Raw genomic sequence first — 25,353 nt, forward strand, 5'->3', positions numbered from 1 at the left:
TGGGAGACAGGTTAGCGTAAACGCCAAATTTTCCGCGTGAGTGGTCGACGAAAAAAAGGCCGGGAAGAACCCGGCCTGTCTGGATTACCCGGCGGCGTCGTCGGCCGCCTCGTCCGCCGGCGCGGCGTCCTTGGCCGGTTTGGCGGGCTTGGCCATCGGCTTGCGCTCGAACACGGCGGCGAAGAAGCCGTCCGTCTGGTGCTTGTGCGGCAGCAGCTTCAGGTAGTCGCCCATCTCCAGCGCGATCTTCTGCTCGGCCAGGACCTTGTTCATCGGCACCAGCTCGAAGTCGGGATGGTTGGCCAGGAATTGTTCCGCGATGAAGTCGTTTTCTTCATTGAGGAAACTGCAGGTCGCGTACACCAGACGGCCGCCGCCTTTGACGAGGCGCGCGGCGCCGTCCAGGATGGCGGCCTGCTTGACCTGCAGTTCCGCGATGGCGCCCGGCTGCTGGCGCCATTTGACGTCCGGATTGCGGCGCAAGGTGCCCAGGCCCGAGCAGGGTGCGTCCACCAGCACGCGGTCGATCTTGCCGGCCAGGCGCTTGATCTTGGCATCGCGCTCGTGCGCGATCTGCACCGGATGCACGTTCGACAGGCCGCTGCGGGCCATGCGTGGCTTGAGCTTGGCCAGGCGCTTTTCCGACACGTCGAACGCGTACAGGCGGCCCGTGTTGCGCATGATGGCGCCCAGCGCCAGCGTCTTGCCGCCGGCGCCGGCGCAGAAGTCCACCACCATCTCGCCGCGCTTGGCGCCCACGATCTGGGACAGGATCTGGCTACCCTCGTCCTGCACTTCGATGGCGCCGCTCTTGAACAGCGGCAGGTTTTGCAGCGCGGGCTTTTGCAGGATGCGCAGGCCCAGCGGCGCAAACGGCGTGGGCGTGCTGCGGATCGGCGCCAGCGCCAGTTCGGCCGCCACGTCGTCGCGGTTGGCCTTGAGCGAGTTGACGCGCAAGTCCAGCGGCGCCGGGGTGTTCATGGCGTCGGCCAGCAGCAGGGTTTCCTCTTCGCCGCACTGCTCCACCAGCTTGTCGAACAGCCATTTGGGCATGTTGGACCGCATGGATTTGTGCATCAGCTTGCGGTCGATCTGGGTCACGCGCTCCAGCCACTGCACTTCTTCCTCGGACAGGCCGCCCATCGACTCGATGCCGACCGCATCCGCCATGCCCAGCAGGGTCAAGCGGCGCATGGTGGGGCCGCCACCCGCTTCCGAGAAGTCGGTGAAGAACGATTTATTGCGCAGCACGTTGTACACGCACTCGGCGATGGCGCCGCGCTCGCGGCCGCCCAGGCGTGGGTGGTCCTTGAAGTAGCGCGACAGGGTGGTGTCGGCCGGCGCGCTAAAGCGCAAAATCTCGCGCAACACTTCTTCAGCATTGGCGAGTATCGCTGGTGGCAATCTCATGGTATTCCTTGTTTGTTATTTTGTACGGTTATTCCGTACGTGTTGTGTGGTCCACCCGGACCTGGCCTTGTTCGATGGACAGCCTGTCTTCGACAAACCAGCGTATCGCACGCGGATACAGCTCGTGCTCCTGTTGCAGCACGCGGGCCGACAAGGTGTCGACCGTGTCGTCCGGCAGCACCGGCACGGCGGCTTGCGCCACCATGGGGCCGTGATCCAGTTCGGCCGTCACGAAATGCACCGTCGCGCCATGCTCGGGCACGCCGGCCGCCAGCGCCTGCGCGTGCGTGGCCAGGCCGGGGAAGGCGGGCAACAGCGAGGGATGGATGTTGAGCATGCGTCCCTCGTAGTGCTCGACGAACGCCGGCGTGAGGATGCGCATGAAGCCGGCCAGCACCACCAGGTCGGGCGCGTAGCCATCGATCACGGTGCGCAGGGCCGCGTCGAACTCGGCGCGGGTGGCATAGTCTTTATTGGGCACCACGGCCGTGGCGATGCCGTGGCTGGCCGCGAACACCAGGCCGGCCGCGTCGGCACGGTTGCTGATGACGGCCGCGATCCGGGCCGGCCATTGCTGGTCCCGGGCCGCCCGCACCACGGCTTCCATGTTGCTGCCGCGGCCAGAAATAAGGATGACGATGTTTTTCATAGGCCGCATTGTACCTGCTCGCGCGGGTCGGACCAAGAAAACGGCGGACGACAGGGGGTAAGATGCTGCGGCGCAGCACGGCTCAAGGGGATACGCCCGGTCCGTGGAACCGGGGAATGACGGGCTTACTCGAACGAGTAGAAGACCCGGAATGGTACTTTTTTCTCGGCCCAGTAGTCGGCCGCATCGCGGAATACGTCCAGCAAGGTTTCGCGCGCTTCCTTGTCGAATTTCTGCGTGTTGGGCAATTGCTCCAGCACCACCAGGAAGCCCGTCTGGGGGCCGGCCTTGTGCATGGTGTCGGTCAGCGTTTCACGCAGGCCGTCGAAATTCTTGCCCACACCTTTAGGAAACTGAAACGATTCTGCGATAATGCCGCAAACTTGTTGCTTGGTGACGCCGGCCAGGCAGTGGGCGTACAAGAAATGCTGCCCCAGACGGACGGCCTCTTCCTGCAATTCCAGCACGCGAAAGGCGCGTATGGACTGCACAAGGTTGGGCGGCACGGTCATTAACAAACTCATTTTTCCCTCAATTCGACCTGGTATGTAGGGTGTGTACATGTTGTCGTGCATATTGATATATCCGGCCATAAATACCGTTACACGGCTCGCGGCAAACGGGTCAATGCGCTTGCCTTGAGAGATCCACGTTTCTATCCGTCAATCTAATCCCATACACATATTAGGGTAACGTGTTGTTCCCCGTGAATCAACTCGAATGTGATGCCTAACGCAAGATTTGTTAAAAGCAGAACATTTTTCAGCCATTTTATAGGTGTTTTCAGCAAGATTCCCGTACAGGCGGCCCCGTTTTTCGCCCGCGCCTGCAACAGTTGTTGCTGTTACAAATTGTTGCCTTAAGCGCGAGTGGGCCGGTTACACTGGGATTACCATACATCCATGCAATATCGGACCATTCCAACAGCGCCGATATCCATTTATCCAAAACCGACACGAGGTAGAACAATGAAACTGTCATCCAAACTGATCGCATCCGCCGTTTGCCTTGGCGCCCTGCCATTCGCCCAGGCCGCCGATTTTGAAGATTTCGGCCGTGTCGTGCGCGTCACGCCACAAGTGGAACAAATCAACCGTCCGCGCCAGGAATGCCGCACGGAATATGTGCAAGTCCAGCAGCCAGCGCCCCAGCGCGGCGTGGGCGGCGCCATCATCGGCGGCCTGATCGGCGGCCTGGCCGGTAACCAGGTGGGCGGCGGCACCGGCCGCTCGGTGGCCACGGCCGCCGGCGCCATCGCCGGCGCCGTCACGGGCGACCGCATCGACAACGCCAACCAGCCCCAGGGCGGCGTCACGGAACAGGCCGTCAAGCAGTGCCGCACGGTGGACCATTGGGAATCGCGCACCAGCGGCTATGAAGTGACCTACGACTACCGCGGCCACAGCTACACCAGCCAGATGTCCTACGATCCGGGCGAACGCGTGCGCCTGCACGTGAACCTGGAACCGGCCCAGCGCTGATCCACACCGCGTTCTCCCCCACTGCCGGCCCCACTCGTGGCCGGCAGTTTTATTTTGGGTGGCGCCCCGCCCCCACCCCGTTGCAGCATCTCCGCCGCGCGCCGCTTGCCTTGGGGTAAGTCCTCGCGGGATAATGGCTGCTCACTTCCCGCCCCACCCGTCCCATGCTGATCAAACGAAAATCCATCGAAAAAGAAGAATCCTCCCGTCCGGCCCGCAAGGTCAAGTACGCGCCCGTCACCTTGTCGGAGCAGGATGGCGTGCGCTATCTGCATTTCGGCACGGAATGGGTGCAAGGCGCCATGCGCATCCGCAAGCCGGACTGGCCGGAACTGGAATACGCCCAGCAGATGATGAGCTGGATGTTGTGGCAGGAGCAGCCGCGCGCCATCGCCCAACTGGGCCTGGGCACGGGCGCGCTCACTAAATATTGTTACAAGCAGTTTCCGGACGCCCAGGTGACGGCCGTGGAACTGAACCCGTCCGTGATCGCCATCTGCGCCTCCATGTTCAAGCTGCCGCCCAACGATGCCCGGCTGGCCGTGCTGGAAATGGACGCGCTCGACTTCGTGCACGATGAACAACGCCATGGCACACTCGACGCGCTGCAAGTGGACCTGTACGATGCCACCGCCAAGGGCCCGGTGCTCGACACGGCCGAGTTCTACCAGGCTTGCGGCGCCTGCCTCAACGAGGACGGCATCATGACCGTCAACCTGTTCGGCGACCACCCCAGCTACGCGCGCAACCTGAAGGCGATGAAATTCGCCTTTGCGCAAGTGGTTTGCCTGCCGCAGGTGCATGATGGTAACGTGGTCGCGATCGCCTTCAAGCGCGCGCGCCCCATCGACCCGACGGCGCTGGCCGAGCGCGCGGCCCAGATCGTGGCCGCCACCAAGCTGCCGGCCAAATCGTGGGTCAAGGGCCTGGCGGCCGCGAAGTAAAAACTGCATCCCGCGCGGCCCGCCGCGCTTTTTGAAAGTGGCCGTGACGATGTCCGCAACTTCAGCAAGCTCAGCAACTTCGGCAACCGCGCCCATGCCCGCCCACCGGGTGCTGGACCTGCAGCAGATCTTCACCTGGCTGCTGGCCGACGGCATGGTCGAGAAAGCCCACGTCAAGGCCAACTACGCGCAAGCCCAGGGCATCCTGAAAAACACGGCCGGCGCCATGCACCCGCTGTGCGCCGTGGCCCACTGCAAGCTGCTGTCGGCCATGGCGCCGCACAAGCAGCTGACGCTGGATTTGCTGACGGAATGGATGGCGCGCCGTGTCTCGCTGCCCTTCATCCGCATCGACCCGCTCAAGATCGACTTCACCAAGGTGGCCGACGTGATGTCGGCCAGCTACGCGGCCCGCTTCAACATCCTGCCGGTGGAACTGACGGCCGACACCCTGGTGGTGGCCACGGCCGACCCGTTCGCGCTGGAGTGGGAACCGGAGATCGCCAAGATTTCACGCCGCGTGGTGCGGCGCGTGATCGCCAATCCGCTCGACATCACCCAGTACATCTCGCAATTCTTCAGCCTGGCCAAGTCCATCAAGAAGGCGAATAAATCCACCGGCCAGGACCTGGCGCTGCGCAACAACTTCGAGCAGCTGGTCGAACTGGGCAAGATGAACAAGCAGGTCGACGCCAACGACCAGCACGTGATCAACATCGTCGACTGGCTGTGGCAATACGCGTTCGAACAGCGCGCCTCCGACATCCACCTGGAGCCCAAGCGCGACCTGGGCACGATCCGCTTCCGCATCGACGGCATGCTGCATCAGGTGTACCAGGTGCCGGCCGTGGTGATGATCGCCATGACGGCCCGCATCAAGCTGCTGGGCCGCATGGACGTGATCGAAAAGCGCCGCCCGCAGGATGGCCGCATCAAGACCCGCACGGCCGGCGGCCAGGAAATCGAACTGCGCCTGTCCACGCTGCCCACGGCGTTCGGTGAAAAGCTGGTGATGCGTATCTTCGACCCGGAAGTGGTGGTCAAGACCTTGCCCGAACTGGGCTTCCCGCCCGACGACGCGGCCCGCTGGGACGCGCTCACCAGCCGTCCGCACGGCATCATCCTGGTGACGGGCCCCACCGGCTCGGGCAAGACCACCACCCTGTACACCACGCTCAAGGCGCTGGCCACTTCCGAAGTGAATGTGTGTACGGTGGAAGACCCGATTGAGATGGTGGAGCCCTCGTTCAACCAGATGCAGGTGCAGCCCGGCATCGACCTGTCGTTCGCGGACGGCGTGCGGGCCCTGATGCGGCAAGACCCGGACATCATCATGGTCGGCGAGATCCGCGACCTGGCCACGGCCGAGATGGCGATCCAGGCCGCGCTGACGGGCCACCTGGTGCTGTCCACGCTGCACACCAACGACGCGCCGTCGGCCGTGATGCGCTTGCTGGAACTGGGCGTGCCCTACTACCTGCTGGAAGCGACGCTGATCGGCATCATGGCCCAGCGCCTGGTGCGCACCCTGTGCCCCGATTGCAAGTCGCCCGATGGCGAACTCAGTGACGAATTGTGGAACAGCATCGGCGGCGCGTGGGATTTGCCCAAGCCGGCCACCATCTACCGCCCGGTGGGCTGTCCCGAGTGCCGGCAGACGGGCTACCGGGGCCGCACCGGCATCTACGAGCTGCTGACGGTCACGGACGCGTTCGGCAAACTGGTGCGCGAGGAGACGGATATCCAGGCCCTGCGGCGCCAGAGCGTCGAGGATGGCTTGAAGCCGCTGCGCATCGCCGGCGCCATGAAGATCGAGGAAGGCGTGACCAGCGCCGAGGAAGTACTGAAGGTGACGTCCTCGTTGAGCTGAGCGCGCCGCCCGTCTTATTGATCGAAGAAAAGCCTTTGCAGTTTGCCGCCAGCTGTATATAATACGGCCTCTTTCGGGTCGTTAGCTCAGCTGGTAGAGCAGCGGACTTTTAATCCGTTGGTCGCAGGTTCGAATCCCGCACGGCCTACCACGAATGCATCAGGAAAGCCCACGAATTTCGGTTCGTGGGCTTTTTTGTTTTTTGGCCGCAGTCGTAACCAAGCGCATGCGTGTGCGCCTGGCCTCATCGGAGCAGCGCTCCCGGCGTCGACCCCATGCGCGCGCTTTGGGAGTACACTGGCCCGCAAACGGTACGCTCTGTCCGCCTGTACCGCCCTCCCTGCCACGGACCCGGCCGCCATGACGACATGCTTGCGCCTGCTGTGTTTGCTGCTGCCGCTGCTGTGCGGCGCCTGGCCATACGGCATGGCCGGTGCCGTGACGCTGCGCGTGGCGGCCCAGGAGGGAACGGAACCGAAATTCATCGCCAGGGGCGGCGCCGTGGTGGGGCTGTGCGTGGATATCCTGCGCGCCATCGAAAAGCTGGAACCGGGCCTGAGCTTCACGGGCGACCAGCACTGGATGCCACTGGTGCGCGTGTACACGGAACTGGCCAGGGGCGCGCAGGACGCAGCCTGCGGCGTGCAGCGCACGGCCGACCGGGAACGCACATTCGTCTTCCTGGAGCCAGCCCTGTTCCCGCTGCATTACATGCTGATGGCGCGCGCCGACGATCCCGTCGTGATCAACAACTGGGACGATGTGCGTCAACTGGGGCCCGATACGGTGGTGCTGGCCAACCGCGGCTTCGCCGCTGTGCAGATCCTGGAAGCGGTGGGGGGATTGAAGGTGGATGCGCGCTCGGCCAACCCGCTGATGAACCTGCAGAAGCTGATCGCGGGCCGGGGCCGGCTATTCCTGCACCGGACACCGGGGCTGCAAGCGTTCCTGCAGCGGGCCGGCGCAGCGGATAAAGTCAGGATCCTGCCTGTGGTGCTGGAGACCAGCGATATCTATCTGGTATTGGGCAAGCATGTGGACCGCGCCACGGCCGCCCGCGTGCAAGAAGCGCTGTCCCGGCTGGACAAGGCCGGTGAACTGGAACGCCTGCTGCACCGCTGGGATGGGCCCGTCACGCCGTGATCGCGGCCGTCGCGTCCCATCCGCACGAACGTGCTGAAACTTGATTGACAGCAACGCAAGATTTAGCCACTATCGGCGTTTGCCTGACTTTCAAGCGACACCCCATGATGCCTTCCCGTTGCCGCCAGCCCGTGCTGGCCCTGCTGCTGGCCGCCGCCTTCGCCGCGCCAGCCGGCGCCGCCACAGCGGCCACCCCAGCCACCGCCACGCCTATCCCGCACACCATCACCCACGAAGACGTGTGGCTGATGAAGCGCGTGAGCGCCCCCGTCCCCAGCCCGGACGGCAAATGGGCCGTGGTCTCCGTCACGGAGCCGGCCTACGACAGCAAGGAACAATGGTCGGACTTGTGGCTCAAGTCGCTCACGGACGACACGCCGGCCCGCCGCCTCACCTTCAGCAAGGGTGGCGAAGGCGGCGCCAGCTGGTCGCCCGACAGCCGCCAGCTGGTGTTCACGGCCAAGCGCGACGGCGACGACGCGACCCAGCTCTACCGGCTGGACGTGGCGGCCGGCGGCGAAGCGCAGCGCCTGACCACGCTCACGCTGGGCGCGCGCCTGCCCAAGTGGAGCCCGGACGGCAAGCAGTTGTTGTTCACCAGCGATATCTTCCCCGGCAACGCCAGCGAAGCGGACGTCAAGCAATCGGCCAAGGAACGCAAGGAGCGCAAGACCAGCGCGCGCGCCTACGAATCCTTCCCGCCCCGCTATTTCGACCGCTGGCTGGACGACAAGCAAGTGCGCCTGTTCGTGATGGACGCCCAGCCCGGCGCCGTGGCGCGCGACCTGCTGGCCGGCAGCAAACTGGCCGCCCTGCCCGGCTTCGGCGGCGCCCAGGGTGACGACGGCCAGTCGCTCGACGCGCTGTGGACGCCGGACGGCAAGGCCATCGTGTTCGCGGCCGCCACCAACCGCAACGAGGCGGCCAGCACGCCCACCATCACCCAGCTATACAGCGTGGCGCTGGCCGGCGGCGAGCCGCAAGCGCTCACGGCCGACGAGCACAGCTACCATGCCATGCAGTTCGCGCCGGACGGCAAGACCCTGTTCAGCCTGACGGAAGCGGAAACCAAGGGCAAGGTGTACGACCTGACCCGACTGGCCAGCTTGCCGTGGCCCGTGGGCAAGGCGCAACCGGCCATCCTGACGGCCGGCCTGGACCGCTCCATCGCGCGCTACGCGCTGCCCGACGGCGGCAAGCGCGTCTACTTCAGCTACGAGCACGCGGGCCTGGAACAGCTGCACTCGATGGCCTACGACGGCGGCGCCCTGCGCGACGAGCCGTCCGCCGCCACCGGTTCCATCAACGCGCTGCGGGCTGGCGGCAAGGCGCTGGTGGGCGTCTGGGAATCGTCCATCAACCCGCCGGAACTGGTGGCCTTCCACGGCGCCCAACCCAAGCGCCTGACGGACTTCAACACGGCGCGCGCTGCCGCCATCGACTGGCAGGCGCCCGAGCACTTCTGGTTCCAGGCCGCCGACGGGCGCCGCATCCACAACATGCTGATCAAGCCACCCGGCTTCGACCCGCACAAGAAATATCCGCTGTTCGCCGTCATCCACGGCGGCGCGGCCGCCATGTGGCGCGACCAGTTCGTGCTGCGCTGGAACTACCACTTGCTGGCCCAGCCTGGCTACGTGGTGTTGCTGACTGACTACAAGGGCTCCACCGGCTACGGCGAGGAATTCGCGCGCGCCATCCAGTTCGATCCGCTCAAAGGCCCGGCCGATGAACTGAACCAGGCGGTCGATGCAGCCATCAAGCAATACGCCTTCATCGACGGCGACAAGCTGGCCGCCGGCGGCGCCAGCTATGGCGGCCACCTTGCCAACTGGTTGCAAGCGACCACCACGCGCTACAAGGCCATCGTCTCGCACGCGGGCGAAATGGACCTGGTGATGCAGTGGGGCACCAGCGACAGCATCCACAACCGCGAAACCAACAGCGGCGGCCCCGTATGGAGCGACTTGCCGGTGTGGCGCGAACAAAGCCCCGTCATGCAGGCCGGCAATCACGACAAGGGCACGGGCTTCCTCACGCCCATCCTCATTTCCGTGGGCGAGCTCGACTACCGCGTGCCGGCCAACAACGCGCTGATGAACTTCGCCACCCAGCAGCGCCTGCACGTGCCGAGCAAGCTGCTGGTGTTCCCGGATGAGAACCACTGGATCCTGAAAGGCGAAAACAGCCGTTACTTCTACAACGAAGTGCACGGCTGGCTGGCCAAGTACCTGAAATAAGCGCGGCGAAAACGTTATAAACGATTTACCGCAATATATTTACAACTACACATTTACAACAATAGGCTAGGAGACAAGATGACGATTGCGAACTGGACGATTCTGGGCGCGTGCATGCTGCCGGTGCTGACCATGGGGTTGGCGAAGGCGGCATCGCTGACCCTGAAGGACCGCAAGGCCCGCTACGACAACAACCACCCGCGCGACTGGGAAAGCAGGCTGACGGGTTGGCAAGCGCGTGCCCACGCGGCGCACAACAACGGCTTCGAAGCGCTGCCGCTGTTTGTCGCCGCTGTCCTCCTGGCCCAGCAGGCGCACATTGATCAGGGCCGCATCGACATCCTGGCGCTGAGCTTTATCGGCATCCGCATCGCCTATGTGGCCGCGTATCTGGCCAACATCGGCACGTTGCGCAGCCTGATCTGGGGTGCTGGCGTGGCCACCAATGTCGCGCTGCTGATGGCCTGATCCCAAGCCAGCGATCCCCCAAGAAATCGGCACAGACCCGGGCGGCCAACGACAGCCCGCCCGCGCCCACCTTGCCACCGCCGGCTTATTTGCGGTCAGGGTTCTTATCAACCCGCAGCGCGCTTTGCACCTGGGTCACCCCCTTCACATTGCGCGCCACTTCCACCGCCTTGTCCACTTCCGTCTGCGACGGCACGAAACCGCTCAGGCTGACCACGCCCTGGTTGGTTTCCACGTGCACATCCAGCGACTTCAGGTTCGGTTCCCTCAGCAGCTCAGCCTTGACCTTGGTGGTGATGACGGAATCGGCCACCGTGTTGCCCGCCATTTCGGACTTGGTCCGTGCCAGGCAGGAAGTCTTGGCGGCGCCCGTCATGGTGTTGCAGTCCTCACCCGTCTGCGCCACGTCGGCCGCATGCTTCTCGGCCTTGGCATCAGCGATGGCGGCCGTTTGCGCCGATTTGGCCGTGTTCAGGCAGCTGCGCTTTTCCGTGCCGGTCATGTCGGCGCACTTGGCCTTGGCCAGGTCGTATTCCGCGTCGGCCACGGCGATTTCCGCCTTGCGCACCGAGCTCTTATCGTTCTTGTACTGCACCACGGCATCGGACTCCGTATGGGCCCGCGCCGCCTTGGCCTGCTGCACGCAAACATCCTTGGCATTGCCCGACTGTTCGTCGCACTGCGCCCTGGCCGTCTTGTAGTCGCGGGCCGCCTTGTCCATCATCTGCTTGTAGGCCACGGTATCCATGTGGGGCGTGGCGGCGGCGGGAGTGGCCGGCTGGGCGGCGAAACTAGCGCTGGCGAAGCCCGCCAGCATGATGAAGAGAAGCTTGTTCATGGTGTGTTCCTTATCAATGGTTGACAGGCTGATTAAATCCTCGCGCCAGCCACAACTCTGTGCGAGAACGAACACAATCCGGGAATTCAGGGCAAATTGGCTACGGAACAGCGCGCCGTTTGTGGTGGATCAATCGCTACTGAACAAACCTTTGCTCCACAGCATGGACACTTGCTCGAACAGGGGGGAGGAAGAGGAAAACACGGCGCGATCGGCCGCCAGTTGCAGCCAGGCCGTCGTGTCGTGCGAACCGCCGGCCGCCGGCTGGCGCACCTGGCGCATCCAGCGGTACACCTGCGTGTATTGGGCCGGATGGCGGCGCGCCGTCCAGGACAGGGCCAGCAGGTCGGCATAGCCTTCCTCGCGCTGGGTGGCGCGCTGGATACGGGCTTGTTCCAGCAGGTCGGCCGAGCTGGCGCGCTGCTGGCCCGCTTCGACGAAACCGGCCGGCAGCATATGCCACTGGTGGTGCACATAGCGCCAGCAGTGGCCGATCTCATGCGCCGTCATGGCTTCGATCAGGATCGCGCGCTGGGCTTCCGGTACACCGTCGAGCACGCTTTCGGCGGCGGGATTGCCGCGCATGGACAGCACCAGCTTGCAGCGGCCATCCTCGAAGCCGAGCGCCAGCGGCACATCGTTCGGCCCGGCCTGCGGCTGTACCGTGATATCGAGCGGCAAACCCAGCTCCTGCCTGGCGTAGTTGAGCGCGGGCAGGCCGGCCGTGAGCCAGCGCGTTTCCAGCTCGGTCAGCTGGGCCGCGCCCGCCAGGGCTGGCAACAATAGCAACAGGGATAAGGGGGTCTTGGACATGGCTGGATTCCTGTGTTGGACTCTAGCATGTCAGGCGCGCAAAAATTTGCCTTGCGGAAGGTTTTTTTCTACGTAGAAAAAGTGGAATGATTGAATGTCAGGCCAAGGCGTACCGGCCGCCAGGACCGGTACGCTTGCACACCTGACCAGATCAGCTTACTTGGCCAGCAAGGCGTGCGCCGTCGTGAACGACGGACGGATATCGTTCGGCACAGCCTTCATCTTGTCGAGCGCCTTTTGCACGTCGGGACGGATGACGACGTACTTGGTCATCATGGCCTGGGCGCGCGCATAGTCGCCCGTCGCTTCGATGGTGAGGAACTCGCGGTCAAGGTTGACCACCGCCTGTTTGATCTTCTTGAAGTCCACCGCGAACGTGCCGTCGCCATGCGACACGAAGCCGCCCTGGTCGAGCAGGTAGTTGATCTGGATCGCCATGCCGCGCGCGTGCGAATCCGTCAAACCGAAGTGCAGCGTGCGGAAGCCGGACGCGAGGAAGGTGGTGTACAGCTTGCGCTCAGCCGCCTCGCCCTGCCCCAGCGCACCGGCCAGTTGGCCCTTGTCCATCATGTAGGCCAGCGCGTACAGGCCGGTGATGTCGGCCTTCGCTTCCTCGATGGTGGAATAGGCTTCCTTCAAATCCTGGCGCGGCGTGGAGGCGGCGCCGTTGGCGTGCGTGATGTGCGGACCCAGGCCGTGCGTGATCTCATGGGCCAGGATGTGGGTGAAGAAAGAATCGAAATCCACGTCCTTCTGGTCGGCCCGTTTCAGCACCAGCTTCGAGATCGGCGTCAGCGTGGACTTGAATTTCGCCTGCTGCACATTCTTCAGCATCACGCGCTTGGAACCGCGCTGGCTGATGATGCGCTCATCGTTGGGCAAGTTGTAGGCGGCCGTCTGCACGCCCATGTTGCCGTCGCCGGCACCATACACCTGGTTCACCACCACCATCGGCGCCAGCGCGCCCACCTTGGGGTTGCGGTATTGCGCGTCCAGCGGCAGATTGTCTTCCAGCTCCTGCATGTGCTTGGCGAAGAAGTTCAGCTTCTGGGTTTCCTTCTGGTCGCGGATATTCACGTAGGCTTCAAACGCGGCCTTGTAGCCAAACAGCTCGTCGTTGTAGGTTTCGTATGGTCCGATGGTCACGTCCACCGGCGAATCGAGGTCCATCCACGCGAAGTCGGAGGCCAGGTAATCGTTGGACAGCAGCGCTTCCGCGCGCAGGCCGAGGAATTTTTTCAGCGATGCGTTGTCGGTGGCGTCGGCCGCCTCCTTCAGCAGCGTGGCCAGGCGGGTCAGCTCCGGCTTGTATTCCTCGGCGTAGGTGACGGTCTTGAACTGGCCGCCCTCGCCCTGGCGGATCACGGTATAGAACCATTGCGCCTGTTCCTTGTCGGCCGCCGGTAGTCCGTTAATCCACGTCTCCAGCGCCTGTTTGCTGGCGCCGGCCGGATAAAAATTGGCCGCCGCCGGCTTGGTGGCGGGGATGGCGATACCCGCCACCTGCTCGGGCAGGAAAGAGGCGTTGCCGTCGATGATGGACCACGGGCCCTTGTTGAGCCAGAAGTAGTTCAGGCGCGCCTTGCCCAGCGGCGTGGTGTCCTTTTGCAGCGCGGCCCACAGCGCCTCGTTGGACGCCCAGCGCTGGCGCAGTTGCAGCACGTCGACCAGCTTGGCCGCTTCGACCAGTTTGGCGATGGCCTTACGGTCGCCGGCCGACAGCTTGGAGGTATCGGCCTTCAGTTCGACCGGTGCGAAACGGGCCGTCATTTTATTGAGTTCAGTGACGTTGGCCGGCGCGGCGGATACAGCCGATGCGGCAATCGCCAGTACCACAGGAAGCAGGATGGTTTTCATGTGACCTTTGCGGAGGGATGGATAGCCGCGTATTGTAATCCGTCCCTCCGCGGTTTTGCCGCGGCTTTTTTACGCCGCCCCGCTTACCAGACGCGATACTCCTGTCCCGTCTCGGCGCCGTCCACGCTGCGCGCGTAAGCCAGCGCCACGCGGCTGGCCTTGACCGGCTCGAAGCCGATGAAGAACGGGCCATACACCGGCATCGACTCCTCCAGCACGCTCGGGCTGACGAGATTGATGCGCAACCCGCGCGGCAAGTCGACGGCGGCGCCGCGCACGAAGCCCGCCAGCGCGCAATTGACGGCGGCCGCGCTGCTGGCGTGGCGGATCAGGGGCCGGTCGCCGATGATGCCGCTGGTGAGCGTGATGGAACCGCCGTCATTCAGATAGTGCTGGGCCACCATGGCCACGTTGACCTGCCCCATCAACTTGCTGTCCAGGCCCACGCGGAATTCCTCGGGCGTGATATCGGCGAATGGCACCAGCCGCAGCGCCCCGGCCGCCACCACCACGGCGTCGACCTTGCCGACCTGCACGAACAGTGCGCGTACCCGGGCGATGTCGGCGATGTCAGCCTGGTATTGGCCGCTGCTGGCGCCCACGGTGATGATGTCGTGGCGCTGGCCCAGTTGTTCCACCACAGCCTTGCCGATGGTGCCGGCGGCACCGATAACGATGACTTTCATGGTCTTGCTCCTGTCTGAGTGAGTGAGAACCGAGAGTTTGACCACGAACCGTTAATAGAGAAATACACCAATACTTACCTCATCCGAAATAAAAAGTTAGGGATGAAAATTGGCGAATGGGGACCACATCGCCGCAGCGGTGTGCAAGAGTCAGATAACGCATCGGGCCAGCGGCACGTTTGCCGCTGGCCTCTTCCGCGTTGGGGGGGAGGAATGTGAACGGAGCGGGCACGCCGCTCCGCCGCCGCTTACTGCGCCTTGGCGGCGCCGCTGGTGGAGACGGCCGCCAACGCCGGCGATGGCTGCCAGCCGGCGCCCAGCGCGCGCGCCACGGACACGGTGGCCAGCAGGCGCTGGGTGTTGATCTGCACGGCGGCACGGTCCGCCGCCAGCGCGCTGCGCTGGGCATCGGTCACGTCCAGGTAGGTCGACACGCCACGCTCGTAACGCGCGCGCGCCACCAGGTAGGCGCGCGCCGCCGCCACTTGCGAGGCCGACTGCGCCTGGCCCTGCAACTGGCGCTGTTCCGCGTCCGACAGCGCGTCTTCCACTTCGCGCAGGGCCGTCAGCAGCTTGCCCTCGTGGTTGGCCACGGCTTCCTCGTAACGGGCCTTGGCGACGGCCAGGTTGGCCTTGTTGCGGCCGCCGTCGAACAGCGGCAGCGACAGCGCCAGCGGACCGACGCTGAACTGGCGCGCGCCGCCCTTGGCCAGCTCGCGCAGGTTTTCGGAAGCGAAGCCGAAATTGCTGGTCAGCGACAGCGAGGGATAGAACGCCCCTTCCGCCACGCCGATCTGGGCGTTGGCCGCGCGCAGGTTGGCCACGCTGCCGGCCAGGTCGGGACGCTGGGCCAGCAGGCTGGCCGGCAGGCCGACGGGAATGGCGGGCGGCTGCGGCAACGCGCCGCCGTTGTCGGCCGCCGGCAAGCGCATGGCCGACGGCGAGGCCCCCACCAGCGTGGCCAGGCTGTGTTCCAGCAGGTTACGCTGACGCTGCACTTCATGCAGGTCGGCCTGCGCGTTGGCACGCTCGATACGGGCGCGCGACACATCCAGTTCGTTCGACAGGCCAGCGTCGAAGCGGGCCGTCACCAGTTCCTCCGTTTCGCGGCGGGTGTCGAGCGCGCCTTTCAGGATCGCCATTTCCGCATCCATGCCGCGCAACTGCCAGTAACTCGTCGCCACTTGCGACGACAGCAGCAACAGCACGCCATCGCGGTCCGCCTCGGCCGCCAGCGCTTGCGCGTCGGACGCTTCCACCAGCCGGCGCACGCGGCCCAGCAAGTCCACTTCATACGACATCGAGGCGCCCACCGTGTACTGGTTGCCCTTGATGGCGCGGCCGCCCAGCGCCAGCGCCTGCGACGTTTCGGCCGAGGTGCGGGAATTGGCGGCCGAGGTGCTCAGGTTCACCGATGGCGACTGGCTGGAACGGGTCACGTCCGACTGCGCCTGCACTTGCAGCAGGCGCTGGGCGGCCGCCTTCACGCTGGGGTTGTCGCGCAGGGCCGTCCGTTCCAGGCGATCCAGCGTGGCGTCGCCGAACACGGTCCACCACTGGGCCGGCAGGTGCGCCTCGCTGGCGCTACCGGCGCCCTGATGGCGGAAGCCGGCGTCGGCCACATTTTTCGGCGCGGCGAAGTCGCTGCCCACGGTGGCGCAACCGGTCACGGCCAGCGCGACGGCCGCGGCCAGGGTCAGGCGTTTGAATGCTGTGTACATGGCGTTACCTCGAAATCAGTATAAATAGTATTGTTCTTAATGGGCGCTCAATGGGCACCACCACCGCCACCGCTGGACGGGGCTTTGACCTTGTCGGAGAACCACAGCACGAAGATGCAGCCGATCAGCACCGCGCCAACCAGGAAGAAGCCATCGTTATAGGCCATCACGTAGGCTTCGCGCCGCACGATGGAGTCCACCGCCTTGAGCGCCATGTCGGAGGCCGTGTTGGCGTCGATGCCCTTGGCCATGAAGGACTGGGTCAGCTGGTCCAGGCGCAACTGGGTGGCGCTGGAGAAGCTGTTCACGGCTTCGCCCAGGCGCTGCGAGTGGAAGTGCTCGCGGGCGCTCAAGGCCGTGGCCAGCAGCGCGATGCCGATCGAGCCGCCCAGGTTACGGGTCATGTTGATCAGGCTCGATGCGGATGGCGTGTCCTTGGGCGAGATGCCATTCATGGCGAAGTTCGACAGCGTCAGCATCACGAATGGCTGGCCGGCGGCGCGCACGATCTGCGAGATCAAGAGCTGGTCGTAGCCGGTGGTGGCGTCCATGTAGGCGTTCATCAGGCAGGAGCCGCCGAACAGCAGCAGGCCGAAGGTGCACAGGATGCGGTTGTCGACCTTGACCGACAGCTTGGCCACGAACGGCATGATGAACAACTGCGGCAAGCCGGCCCACATGATCACTTCACCGATCTGCATCGGCGAATAACCGGCGATCTGGCCCAGGTACAGCGGCAGCAGGAACGAGGAACCATACAGGCCCATGCCCATGCAGGCCGACAGCGCGGTGGCGGCCACGAAATTACGTTGGCCGTACAGGCCCAGGTTGACAAAGGGCTGGGCGCGCATGGTGCTGGTGACCACCCAGCCCAGCAGGCCGATGATGGCCAGCGCGGCGAAAGTGATGATGAAAGCCGAGTCGAACCAATCCTTGGAATTACCCTCTTCCAGGAACACGGTCAGGCTGCCCAGGCCCAGGGCCATGAAGGCGATACCCAGCCAGTCGGCGTTGAACAGCTGGTCCAGCTTGACCTGCTCGCGGTCCAGGCCATACGAGATGCCGGCGATCAGCAGCAGGCCAGGCACCCAGTTGATGTAGAAGATGGAAGGCCAGCCATACAGCTCGCTCAGGTAGCCACCCAGCGTGGGGCCCATGGAGGGCGCCAGCGTGGCCGTCAGGCCGAAGATGGCCATGCCGGTGGCGCGCTTGGAGGCGGGCAGCTTGGCCATCACCAGCGTCATCGCCATCGGGATCAGGGCGCCGCCCGTGAAGCCCTGCAGCATGCGGAAGCCGATCATGCTCGACAGGTTCCAGGCCGAGCCGCACAGGGTGGAGAACACCAGGAACAGGGCCGTGGTGCCCATCATGTAGGCACGCATGCCGAACACGCGGGCCAGCAGCGCCGTCATGGGGATGATGATGATTTCCGCCACCAGGTAGGCGGTGGAGATCCACGAGCCCTCTTCCTGGGTGGCCGACAGCGTGCCCAGGATATCCTTGAGCGAAGAATTGGTGATCTGGATGTCGAGCACGGCCATGAAGGCGCCCAGCATGCCGGCGGCCACGGCCATCCAGGTGCGCGCCGAAACGTGTTCGCCCACCATGGGCGGGCCCAGCGGCTTGGCGCCGGGCGGCAGGGTTTGCGTGCTGCTCGTCATGGCCGGCGCTCCTTAGCGTTGTGCCTGTTGCGCCACTTTGGCGGCGGCAGGCTCGCCCTGGTTCACTTCCACTTCTGCCAGGGCCGACATGCCCGGCACCAGGCGGCCGCTCAACGCTTTCACGTCTTCCGGTTTGAACACGATCTTGACCGGCACCCGCTGCACGATCTTGGTGAAGTTGCCGGTGGCGTTATCGGCCGGCAGCAGCGCGAACTGGGCGCCCGAGGCGGGCGAGAAGCTCTCCACCTGGCCCATCAGGGTCTTGCCGGGGATGGCGTCGATCGTCACTTTCACGTTCTGGCCGGTGCGCAGGTCGGCCAGCTGGGTTTCCTTGAAGTTGGCTGTCACCCACACGTTGTCCTGCACGATGGCCGTCAGTTGCTGGCCGGGCTGGACGCGCTGGCCCACTTCCACGGCGCGCTTGCCGATGCGGCCCGTAACGGGCGCCACGATCCGGTTGTACGCCAGTTGCTGCTGGGCGTCCTTGAGCTGCACGCGCAGCACCTTGATCTGCGCCTTGAGCACGTCGCGCGCGGCAGTGGCGGCACCGATGTTGGCCTTGGCGGCGGCGGCGCTGTCGCGGCGCGCGGCCAGGTCGGCCACGGCGCTGGCGCGGCCGGCGTTGGCGGCGTCCAGTTCGGCCTTGGAGACGGCTTTCATCTGGCTGTTATACAACTGGCCGAAACGTTCGGCGTCCTGCTTGGCGCGCACCAGCTGGGCTTCCGACTGGGCCACCTGGGCGGCGGCGGCGCTGGCCTGGGCCTGCACCTGGGCGATCTGGGCGTCCGACTGGCCCACCTGCTGTTCGGTGGTGTCGATCTGGGCCTGGATCTGCTCGGCCTTGACGCGCTGGTCGAACGGGTCCAGCTCGGCGATCACGTCGCCTTCATGCACCAGCTGGTTATCCTCGATCATGACGCGAGTGACGACGCCGGCGATGCGCGACGACACCGGATGCACATGGCCCGTCACGTAAGCGTTTTCCGTCTCGACGAAATAATGGCCGCGGTACCACATGCGGCCGCCGGCCGCCAGCGCGGCCAGCGCCACCAGGGCGGCCACCACCAGCACGCGACGGTTGGGCTGGGGAGCGGCCGGGGTGGCGCGCGGGCTGGCGCCCGCACTGGCGCCGGGCACGGCGTTGAGCACTTTTTGTTCTGCTTCGGTGTGCAGGTTGGACATGGGACGCTCCAGAAATGAAATTGGGTAGGAGCATTATTGGTCAAGTTTTGGGCAAAGTCAAGAAATGAAACGATTGCATTTCATTTTAATTTGGACTACATTATTGGCATCGACTACCATTGCGCCCCATGAAGATTTCCGCCCCCACCGCCCTGGAACCGGACAGCGTCCAGCTCGATCACGCCGCCAACGACGCCACCGACCATCAGTGCCCCGGCAAGACGGCCGGCCGGCCGCGCGCGGCCGATAAACAAGCCCGGCTGGAGAGCTTGCTGCAGACGGCCGCCTGCCTGTTCCTGGAAAAAGGCTACAGCAAGGTCAGCCTGGAAATGATCGCCCGCGAAGCCCATGTGGCCGTGCGCACCATCTATGTGAAGTTCGGCGGCAAGGCCGGCTTACTGAACGCCGTCATCGCCGAAGGCCGGGCCCGCTTCTTCGCCGGCATGAGCAGCATGGACACGGACACCCGCCCCATGGAGGAAGTGCTGGCCGATTTCGGGCAGCGCTTCCTGGGCCTGGTGTCGGCACCCGCCTTCGTCAAGCTGCACCGCATGGTGATCGCGGAGGCGCACAGCACGCCGGAACTGGCGATCACCTTCAACCAGGCCGGCCCGCAGCAGACGCGCGAACAACTGTCGCGCTTTTTCGCCCGGCCCGAAATCAAGGCCCAGTTGCGCACGGAAGTGCCGCACGAGGCGCTGGCTGTGCACCTGATCAACTGCCTGCTCGGCGACCAGCTGAGCCGGGTGCTGTTCGCCGCCGACACCCCGCCCACGGCCGAGGAAAACCAGCGCCGCGTGGCGCAGGGCCTGGACTTGTTCCTCAACGGCGTACGGCGCCCCGCGCGCGACTGACACTGCAAAACATTGTGATTTGCGCCATACTATCTCTTTATTAACAGGAGGCAGAATGAGCAAGTCGAATCGTCTTGAATGGAGCAGGCAGGTGGCGCGATTGAACGAGCGCATCAAGGGATTCCAGGCCAACCCCGACCAGGAACAATTGGATGCCGCCATCGCCGAATTGCGCGCCTATGCCGAGGCCGCCCGCAGCGGCGGCATCGAAATTCCCACCCAATTCGTCGCCAACTGAGCGACTTTCCCCCGTCGCCCCGTGCCGCCCCGGCACGGGGGCCTTAGCTTGTTGCGGGCAAAAAACAACAACGCAAGCCCCTTCCCCACCGCCCCCCGCACTTTGCGTCAACCATGGGCAACCGCCCTAAAGGCGTATTGAGAACCGTCAAACTTCAGCGTATAAAAGTAACGTTTGCCTTTCCCAATCGGCGGCCCTGAAGTGATAGGGCGGCCAGCTCGCCAGCGAGCGCGGCAGCAAGGAGGCGGAAGTGAACCCCGCGCTGGCGGCCGTCGTCAAAGCACTGAAGGGCAGCGAGCGCGATATCGACGCCTCCCTGAGCGCCGTCAGCCAGGGCTGGGACAGCCTGGCCAAGGAAGTGGCCACGCGCGCCATCACGCCGGCGGAAAGCCTGCAGCGCCGCGCGGCCCAGGCCGACCGCCTGCTGCTGCTGATCGAACAGGTGGCGGCCCAGGAGATCGACGCGGTCGCCAACGGCAGTGTGGCCCTGGCGGAACGGGCCGGCGGCCTGCTGAGCCAGATCGTGCCCAACATCAGCAAAACGTCGCAACTGGTGCAACAGATCACGTTAGCCTCGGCCGAACAAACTGCGGGGGTACGCCAGATCAACGTGGCCATCAACCAGCTGAGCATGACCACCCAGCAGAACTCGGCCAGCTCGGAACAACTCGCTTCCACGGCCGAGGAAATGAGCAGCCAGGCCGAGGAGCTGCATCACACCATGTCCTTCTTCAAGGTGGCGCCCGGCGCATAGCGCGCAAAAAAACGACAAGGCGGCGACACGGTATACCGCCGCCCTCCCCTCTCCTGCCTTGGCCCGCCAGCGCAAGGCAAAAAAGTTGTATTGAACGCCGTCATCTTTGAGCGTATAAAAGTAATAGTCACTTCTTCCTGACGACGCCCGGGAACCACCGGGCCGCCGCCTGATCGGTTCTTCGGGAGAACATCATGCGCAGCAGATTGTCCATCAAGCAGATTTTCACCGGCTTTTTCATCATCACCCTCACCCTGTCGGCCCTCAGCCTGTGGGCCTTGTTCCAGATCGCGTCGCGCCAGGCCGAATCGACCAAGGCCAGCGAGGCGCGCTACCACTCCTACCTGCTGGCCGACGAACTGCGCCAAAGCTCGGACGATTTGACCCGGCTGGCGCGCACCTACGTGGTGTCGGGCGATCCCCGCTACGAACAGCAATACATGGATATCCTGGCCATCCGCAACGGCGCCAAGCCGCGCCCCCAGCACTATGAGCGCATCTACTGGGACTTCATCGCGGCCGGCATGGACAAGCCCACGCCCGATGGCGAGACGGTGCCGCTGGCCGACCTGATGAAGAAGGCCGGCTTCACGGACGCCGAGTTCGCCAAGCTCAAACAGGCGCAAGCCAACTCCGATGGCCTCGTCAAGACGGAAGTGATCGCCATGAACGCCGTCAAAGGCTTGTTCGACGACGGCACCGGCAAGTTCACCAAGAAAAGCGAGCCGGACCTGGAGCTGGCGCGCCGCATCATGCACGACGCCGAGTACCACAAGAACAAGGCCAAGATCATGCAGCCGGTGAATGAATTCCTCACCATCCTGGACCAGCGCACGGGTGAAGCCGTGGATGCGGCGGCGGCCGGCGCGCGCAACGCCTACCTGCTGGCCATCAGCCTGCTGGTGCTGTCGGTAGGCGCCTCGCTGGTCGGCCTGTACTTCGTGTACCGCCATATCCGCGACAGCCTCCGCAGCGCCGTGGGCTGCGCGGAGATGATCGCCGCCGGCGACTTGACGGGCCAGATCGAAGCGCAAAATAACGACGAGGTGGGCCTGCTGATGCGGGCCATGGACACCATCAACAACAACCTGGCGCGCATGATCGGCAACATCCGCAGCAGCACCGACGAGATGACGACGGCCACCCATGAGATCGCGATGGGCAACGCCGACCTGTCGGCCCGCACCGAATCGCAAGCCAGTTCGCTGGAGGAGACGGCCAGTTCGATGGAGGCGCTGACGGGCACCGTGACCCAGAACGCCGGCCACGCGCGCCAGGCCAACGAGCTGGCGGCCAGCGCCTCCACGGTGGCGGCCCAGGGCGGCGAAGTGGTGGCGCAGGTGGTGCAGACCATGGGCGCCATCAAGGACAGTTCGGGCAAGATCGTCGACATCATCGGCGTGATCGACGGCATCGCCTTCCAGACCAATATCCTGGCCTTGAACGCGGCCGTGGAAGCGGCCCGCGCCGGCGAGCAGGGCCGCGGGTTCGCGGTGGTGGCGTCGGAGGTGCGCAGCCTGGCCCAGCGCAGCGCGGCGGCGGCCAAGGAGATCAAGGAACTGATCAACGACTCGGTGGAACGGGTCGATACGGGCAGCAAGCTGGTAAACGACGCCGGCCAGACCATGGACCAGATCGTGCAATCGGTGCGGCAGGTGGCCGACATCCTGGTCGAGATCACGGCCGCCAGCCAGGAGCAGAGCACCGGCATCACGGAAGTGAACGCGGCCATCACGCAAATGGATTCCATCACCCAGCAGAACGCGGCGCTGGTGGAACAGGCGGCGGCGGCCGCCGAAAGCTTGCAGGAACAGGCGCAGGCGCTGGCCCAGGCGGTGAGCATCTTCCACGTGCCGGGCGGCGCGCATGCGGCGCCGGCCCGGCCCGCGCTGGCGCCCACGCCCAAGGCGCCCGCACCGGCGGCCGCCGCCCGTCCGGCCCAGCGTCCCGTGCTGAAAACGGTGCCGCGTGCGCCGGCGCCGCAACTGGCGGCCAAGACGGCCAAGGCGGCAAGCAAGGCGCAAAGCGCGCCAGCCGACGAGTGGGAGGAATTCTAACCAGCGCCTGGCCGGCCGGGGCTGGCCAGGGCTTGCGGAGGCTTGTTGGGGCTTACTTGTAAATACCGGAGCCGACGATCAAGTCGCCGCTGCGCTCGACGTAGCCAGCTTTCAGGTCAACCTGTTTGGTGACCGGGTTGGGCCATTTGTATTCGACCCAGCCCTTGCCGGCCGGCCCGGTGGCCGTTTCAATGAAGCTCTTGACGATGGCCTTGCCGTCGCCGTCGCGCATCTCCAGCAGGTTGCGCCCGACCATCTTGGGATTGACGCCGTGCGCCAAAGAGATGCCCTTCATGTCATACACGTAGACATACAGGTCGCGGTCGTGGAAGGTGGTGTTGGCGGGATTGGCGAATTCGGCGAACGCCTTGTCCTTGCCATGTTCCTTGATGTAGGTGATCGCCTTCTGGGTCATGGCGACGGCTTCGGCCGCCGTGCCTTTCTCGGCGGCGCTGGCTGGGGCCAGCACGCACAGCGATGCGCCGAGGATGGCGCAGCTGAACAGGGTTTTCATACGATGTCTCCGTTATTGAACTAATGGCTGGTCTGGGGCACCCTCGGGCTGCCCGCGCCAAGTATGGGAGAATTCCGCCCGCTTGTCGTCAGTAGAAATACGGAGCCGCACGCCGCGCGCATAAAAAAAAGCCGGGAACCAGTCCCGGCTTTCTGTTCCACAGCTTACCGCATTAATGCATTCACGCCTTAGCGCTTGCGCGGTGGCGGCAGGTCGGTGCAGCTGCCTTCGTACACTTCGGCGGCCATGCCGATCGACTCGCCCAGCGTCGGGTGCGGGTGGATGGTCTTGCCGATGTCGGTGCCGTCGCAACCCATCTCGATGGCCAGCGCGATCTCGCCGATCATGTCGCCAGCGTGCGTGCCGACCATGGTGCCGCCGATGATGCGGTGCGTTTCAGCGTCGAACAGCAGCTTGGTGAAGCCTTCGGCGCGGCCATTGGCCACGGCGCGGCCGCTCGCGGCCCACGGGAAGTGGCCCTTCTCGACCTTGATGCCCTTGGCCTTGGCTTCGTCTTCCGTGATGCCGGCCCATGCCACTTCCGGATCGGTGTAAGCCACCGATGGAATGACCTTGACGTCGAAGTGCGACTTCTGGCCCACGGCCGCTTCGGCCGCAACGTGCGCCTCATGCACCGCCTTGTGCGCCAGCATGGGCTGGCCCACCAGGTCGCCGATGGCGAAGATGTGCGGCACATTGGTGCGCATCTGGCTGTCGACCGGAATGAAGCCGCGGTCGCTCACCACCACGCCGGCCTTGTCGGCGGCGATCTTCTTGCCGTTCGGGCTGCGGCCCACGGCCACCAGCACCAGATCGTAGAGCTGCGGCGCGGGCGCGGTTGCACCGGCTTCAGCCGCTTCGAAGGTGACCTTGATCCCTTCCGGCAGCGCTTCCACGCCAACCGTCTTGGTCTTGGTCATGATGTTGTCGAAGCGCGCTTCGTTGTACTTCTGCCAGACCTTGACCGCATCGCGGTCGGCGCCCTGCATCAGGCCATCCATCATTTCGACCACATCGATGCGGGCACCGAAAGTCGAGTAGACGGTCGCCATTTCCAGGCCGATGATGCCGCCGCCGATGACCAGCATGCGTTTCGGGATCTGGCGCAGTTCCAGCGCGCCGGTCGAATCGACGATGCGCGGGTCTTCCGGCACGAACGGCAGCTTCACCACCGACGAACCGGCGGCGATGATGGCCTGCTTGAACTGCACCACCTTCTTGCTGCCATCCTTGGCGGTCACTTCGATATGGTTGGCGCTCAGGAACTGGCCGACGCCGACCACAACCTGCGTCTTGCGGGCCTTGGCCATGCCGGCCAGACCGCCGGTCATGTTCTTGATCACGCCTTCCTTGTACTTGCGCACCTGGTCGATGTCGATGGCCGGCTTGGCGAAGGTGACGCCGGTGTTGGACATGTGCGCCGTCTCGTCGATCACGGACGCCACGTGCAGCAGCGCTTTCGACGGGATGCAGCCCACGTTCAGGCACACGCCGCCCAGCGTTTCGTAACGCTCGACGATGACGGTGTTCAGGCCCAGGTCGGCCGCGCGGAAGGCGGCCGAGTAGCCGCCAGGGCCGCCGCCCAGCACCATCATGTCGCAATCGACATCGACGGCGCCGGTATAGCTGCCGCCGATCGGCGCCACGGCCGGGGTGGCGCTCGGCGCCGGTGCCGGTGCAGGCGCTGCCGCCGCAGGGGCCGGCGCGGCGGCGGCAGGCGACGCGGCCGCGCCGCTCGATTCCACCACCAGCAGCAGGCTGCCTTCATTGACCTTGTCGCCCGCCTTGACCTTGATTTCCTTGACCACGCCGGCGTCGGTCGAAGGGATCTCCATGCTGGCCTTGTCCGATTCCACCGTCGCCAGCGACTGGTCGACCTTGATGGTATCACCCACCTTGACCATCACCTCGATCACTTCCACGTCCTTGAAGTCGCCGATGTTCGGTACTTTCACTTCCACTGTGCTCATAGA

21 protein-coding genes, 1 tRNA gene and 1 pseudogene are annotated in these 25,353 nt (G+C 64.8%); 11 read left to right on the top strand and 12 right to left on the bottom strand.

The genetic code is table 11. The features are described 5' to 3' along the window. Positions 1–84: 84 nt before the first annotated feature. From H3H39_RS05580 to H3H39_RS05590, 3 genes are all read right to left on the bottom strand, one after another. Positions 85–1,410, bottom strand: a complete 1,326-nt coding sequence (locus H3H39_RS05580) for an RsmB/NOP family class I SAM-dependent RNA methyltransferase (RefSeq protein ID WP_182152341.1) — start codon at positions 1,408–1,410, stop codon at positions 85–87. 28 nt (positions 1,411–1,438) lie between these two features. Beyond that, the gene (gene purN / locus H3H39_RS05585; RefSeq protein WP_182152342.1) at positions 1,439–2,059 is read right to left on the bottom strand and encodes a phosphoribosylglycinamide formyltransferase; all 621 of its coding nucleotides are present in this window, start codon (positions 2,057–2,059) and stop codon (positions 1,439–1,441) included. A gap of 125 nt (positions 2,060–2,184) precedes the next feature. After that, entirely contained in the window at positions 2,185–2,583 is a 399-nt protein-coding gene (locus H3H39_RS05590) for a barstar family protein (RefSeq protein ID WP_182152343.1), read from the bottom strand. A gap of 444 nt (positions 2,584–3,027) precedes the next feature. On the opposite strand from H3H39_RS05590, the gene H3H39_RS05595 reads away from it, so the two are divergent. The 7 genes from H3H39_RS05595 (at position 3,028) to H3H39_RS05625 (ending at position 10,205) form a co-directional block, all read left to right on the top strand. Continuing rightward, a complete protein-coding gene (locus H3H39_RS05595; protein ID WP_182152344.1) occupies positions 3,028–3,540 on the top strand; it encodes a glycine zipper 2TM domain-containing protein in 513 nt (170 codons plus the stop codon). 164 nt (positions 3,541–3,704) lie between these two features. Then, positions 3,705–4,484: a spermine/spermidine synthase domain-containing protein gene (locus tag H3H39_RS05600; RefSeq protein WP_182152345.1), complete on the top strand. Its 780-nt coding sequence runs from the start codon at positions 3,705–3,707 to the stop codon at positions 4,482–4,484. 94 nt (positions 4,485–4,578) lie between these two features. Further along, entirely contained in the window at positions 4,579–6,354 is a 1,776-nt protein-coding gene (gene tfpB / locus H3H39_RS05605) for a type IV pilus assembly ATPase TfpB (RefSeq protein ID WP_229217878.1), read from the top strand. A 75-nt stretch (positions 6,355–6,429) separates the two neighbouring features. Then, positions 6,430–6,505 (top strand) — tRNA-Lys (locus H3H39_RS05610). 209 nt (positions 6,506–6,714) lie between these two features. After that, positions 6,715–7,497, top strand: coding sequence for a substrate-binding periplasmic protein (locus H3H39_RS05615; RefSeq protein ID WP_182152346.1), 783 nt, complete (start codon positions 6,715–6,717; stop codon positions 7,495–7,497). 104 nt (positions 7,498–7,601) lie between these two features. Beyond that, positions 7,602–9,737, top strand: coding sequence for a dipeptidyl-peptidase 5 (locus tag H3H39_RS05620; protein WP_229217879.1), 2,136 nt, complete (start codon positions 7,602–7,604; stop codon positions 9,735–9,737). A gap of 78 nt (positions 9,738–9,815) precedes the next feature. Beyond that, positions 9,816–10,205: an MAPEG family protein gene (locus H3H39_RS05625; protein ID WP_182152347.1), complete on the top strand. Its 390-nt coding sequence runs from the start codon at positions 9,816–9,818 to the stop codon at positions 10,203–10,205. A gap of 85 nt (positions 10,206–10,290) precedes the next feature. Here the strand turns inward: H3H39_RS05625 and H3H39_RS05630 are convergent, their stop codons facing one another. The 7 genes from H3H39_RS05630 to H3H39_RS05660 all read right to left on the bottom strand — a co-directional run bounded on the left by H3H39_RS05630 (position 10,291) and on the right by H3H39_RS05660 (position 18,963). Continuing rightward, on the bottom strand, positions 10,291–11,043 hold the full coding sequence (locus H3H39_RS05630; protein WP_182152348.1) for a BON domain-containing protein: 753 nt from the start codon (positions 11,041–11,043) through the stop codon (positions 10,291–10,293). Between the two features lie 129 nt (positions 11,044–11,172). Further along, complete coding sequence (locus H3H39_RS05635; RefSeq protein WP_182152350.1) at positions 11,173–11,856, bottom strand: hypothetical protein; 684 nt, start codon at positions 11,854–11,856, stop codon at positions 11,173–11,175. A gap of 156 nt (positions 11,857–12,012) precedes the next feature. Continuing rightward, complete coding sequence (locus H3H39_RS05640; protein WP_182152351.1) at positions 12,013–13,713, bottom strand: DUF8614 domain-containing protein; 1,701 nt, start codon at positions 13,711–13,713, stop codon at positions 12,013–12,015. 83 nt (positions 13,714–13,796) lie between these two features. After that, entirely contained in the window at positions 13,797–14,399 is a 603-nt protein-coding gene (locus H3H39_RS05645; protein ID WP_182152353.1) for a short chain dehydrogenase, read from the bottom strand. Positions 14,400–14,647: 248 nt separating this feature from the next. Continuing rightward, positions 14,648–16,120 carry an efflux transporter outer membrane subunit gene (locus tag H3H39_RS05650; RefSeq protein WP_182152355.1) on the bottom strand — a complete coding sequence of 491 codons (1,473 nt, stop codon included), beginning with the start codon at positions 16,118–16,120 and terminating at the stop codon, positions 14,648–14,650. 47 nt (positions 16,121–16,167) lie between these two features. Continuing rightward, the gene (locus tag H3H39_RS05655) at positions 16,168–17,781 is read right to left on the bottom strand and encodes a DHA2 family efflux MFS transporter permease subunit (protein ID WP_182152357.1); all 1,614 of its coding nucleotides are present in this window, start codon (positions 17,779–17,781) and stop codon (positions 16,168–16,170) included. A gap of 12 nt (positions 17,782–17,793) precedes the next feature. Then, a complete protein-coding gene (locus H3H39_RS05660) occupies positions 17,794–18,963 on the bottom strand; it encodes an HlyD family secretion protein (RefSeq protein ID WP_182152359.1) in 1,170 nt (389 codons plus the stop codon). Positions 18,964–19,091: 128 nt separating this feature from the next. On the opposite strand from H3H39_RS05660, the gene H3H39_RS05665 reads away from it, so the two are divergent. The 4 genes and pseudogenes from H3H39_RS05665 (at position 19,092) to H3H39_RS05680 (ending at position 22,866) form a co-directional block, all read left to right on the top strand. Further along, the gene (locus tag H3H39_RS05665; protein ID WP_182152361.1) at positions 19,092–19,817 is read left to right on the top strand and encodes a TetR/AcrR family transcriptional regulator; all 726 of its coding nucleotides are present in this window, start codon (positions 19,092–19,094) and stop codon (positions 19,815–19,817) included. A 55-nt stretch (positions 19,818–19,872) separates the two neighbouring features. Then, positions 19,873–20,055 (top strand): hypothetical protein, encoded by a 183-nt coding sequence (locus tag H3H39_RS05670; protein WP_182152569.1) that lies wholly within the window; start codon positions 19,873–19,875, stop codon positions 20,053–20,055. 436 nt (positions 20,056–20,491) lie between these two features. Further along, a pseudogene (locus tag H3H39_RS27760) lies at positions 20,492–20,809 on the top strand (methyl-accepting chemotaxis protein); the annotation flags it as partial. Between the two features lie 194 nt (positions 20,810–21,003). Further along, a complete protein-coding gene (locus tag H3H39_RS05680; RefSeq protein WP_182152364.1) occupies positions 21,004–22,866 on the top strand; it encodes a methyl-accepting chemotaxis protein in 1,863 nt (620 codons plus the stop codon). A 52-nt stretch (positions 22,867–22,918) separates the two neighbouring features. Here the strand turns inward: H3H39_RS05680 and H3H39_RS05685 are convergent, their stop codons facing one another. Together H3H39_RS05685 and lpdA are read right to left on the bottom strand one after the other, a co-directional pair. Beyond that, positions 22,919–23,380, bottom strand: coding sequence for a cache domain-containing protein (locus H3H39_RS05685; protein ID WP_182152366.1), 462 nt, complete (start codon positions 23,378–23,380; stop codon positions 22,919–22,921). 188 nt (positions 23,381–23,568) lie between these two features. Next, positions 23,569–25,350 carry a dihydrolipoyl dehydrogenase gene (gene lpdA, locus H3H39_RS05690; RefSeq protein WP_182152367.1) on the bottom strand — a complete coding sequence of 594 codons (1,782 nt, stop codon included), beginning with the start codon at positions 25,348–25,350 and terminating at the stop codon, positions 23,569–23,571. Between the last annotated feature and the right edge of the window lie 3 nt (positions 25,351–25,353).

It is taken from the genome of Rugamonas apoptosis (genome assembly GCF_014042355.1).
Classification (GTDB): Bacteria; Pseudomonadota; Gammaproteobacteria; order Burkholderiales; family Burkholderiaceae_D; genus Rugamonas; species Rugamonas apoptosis.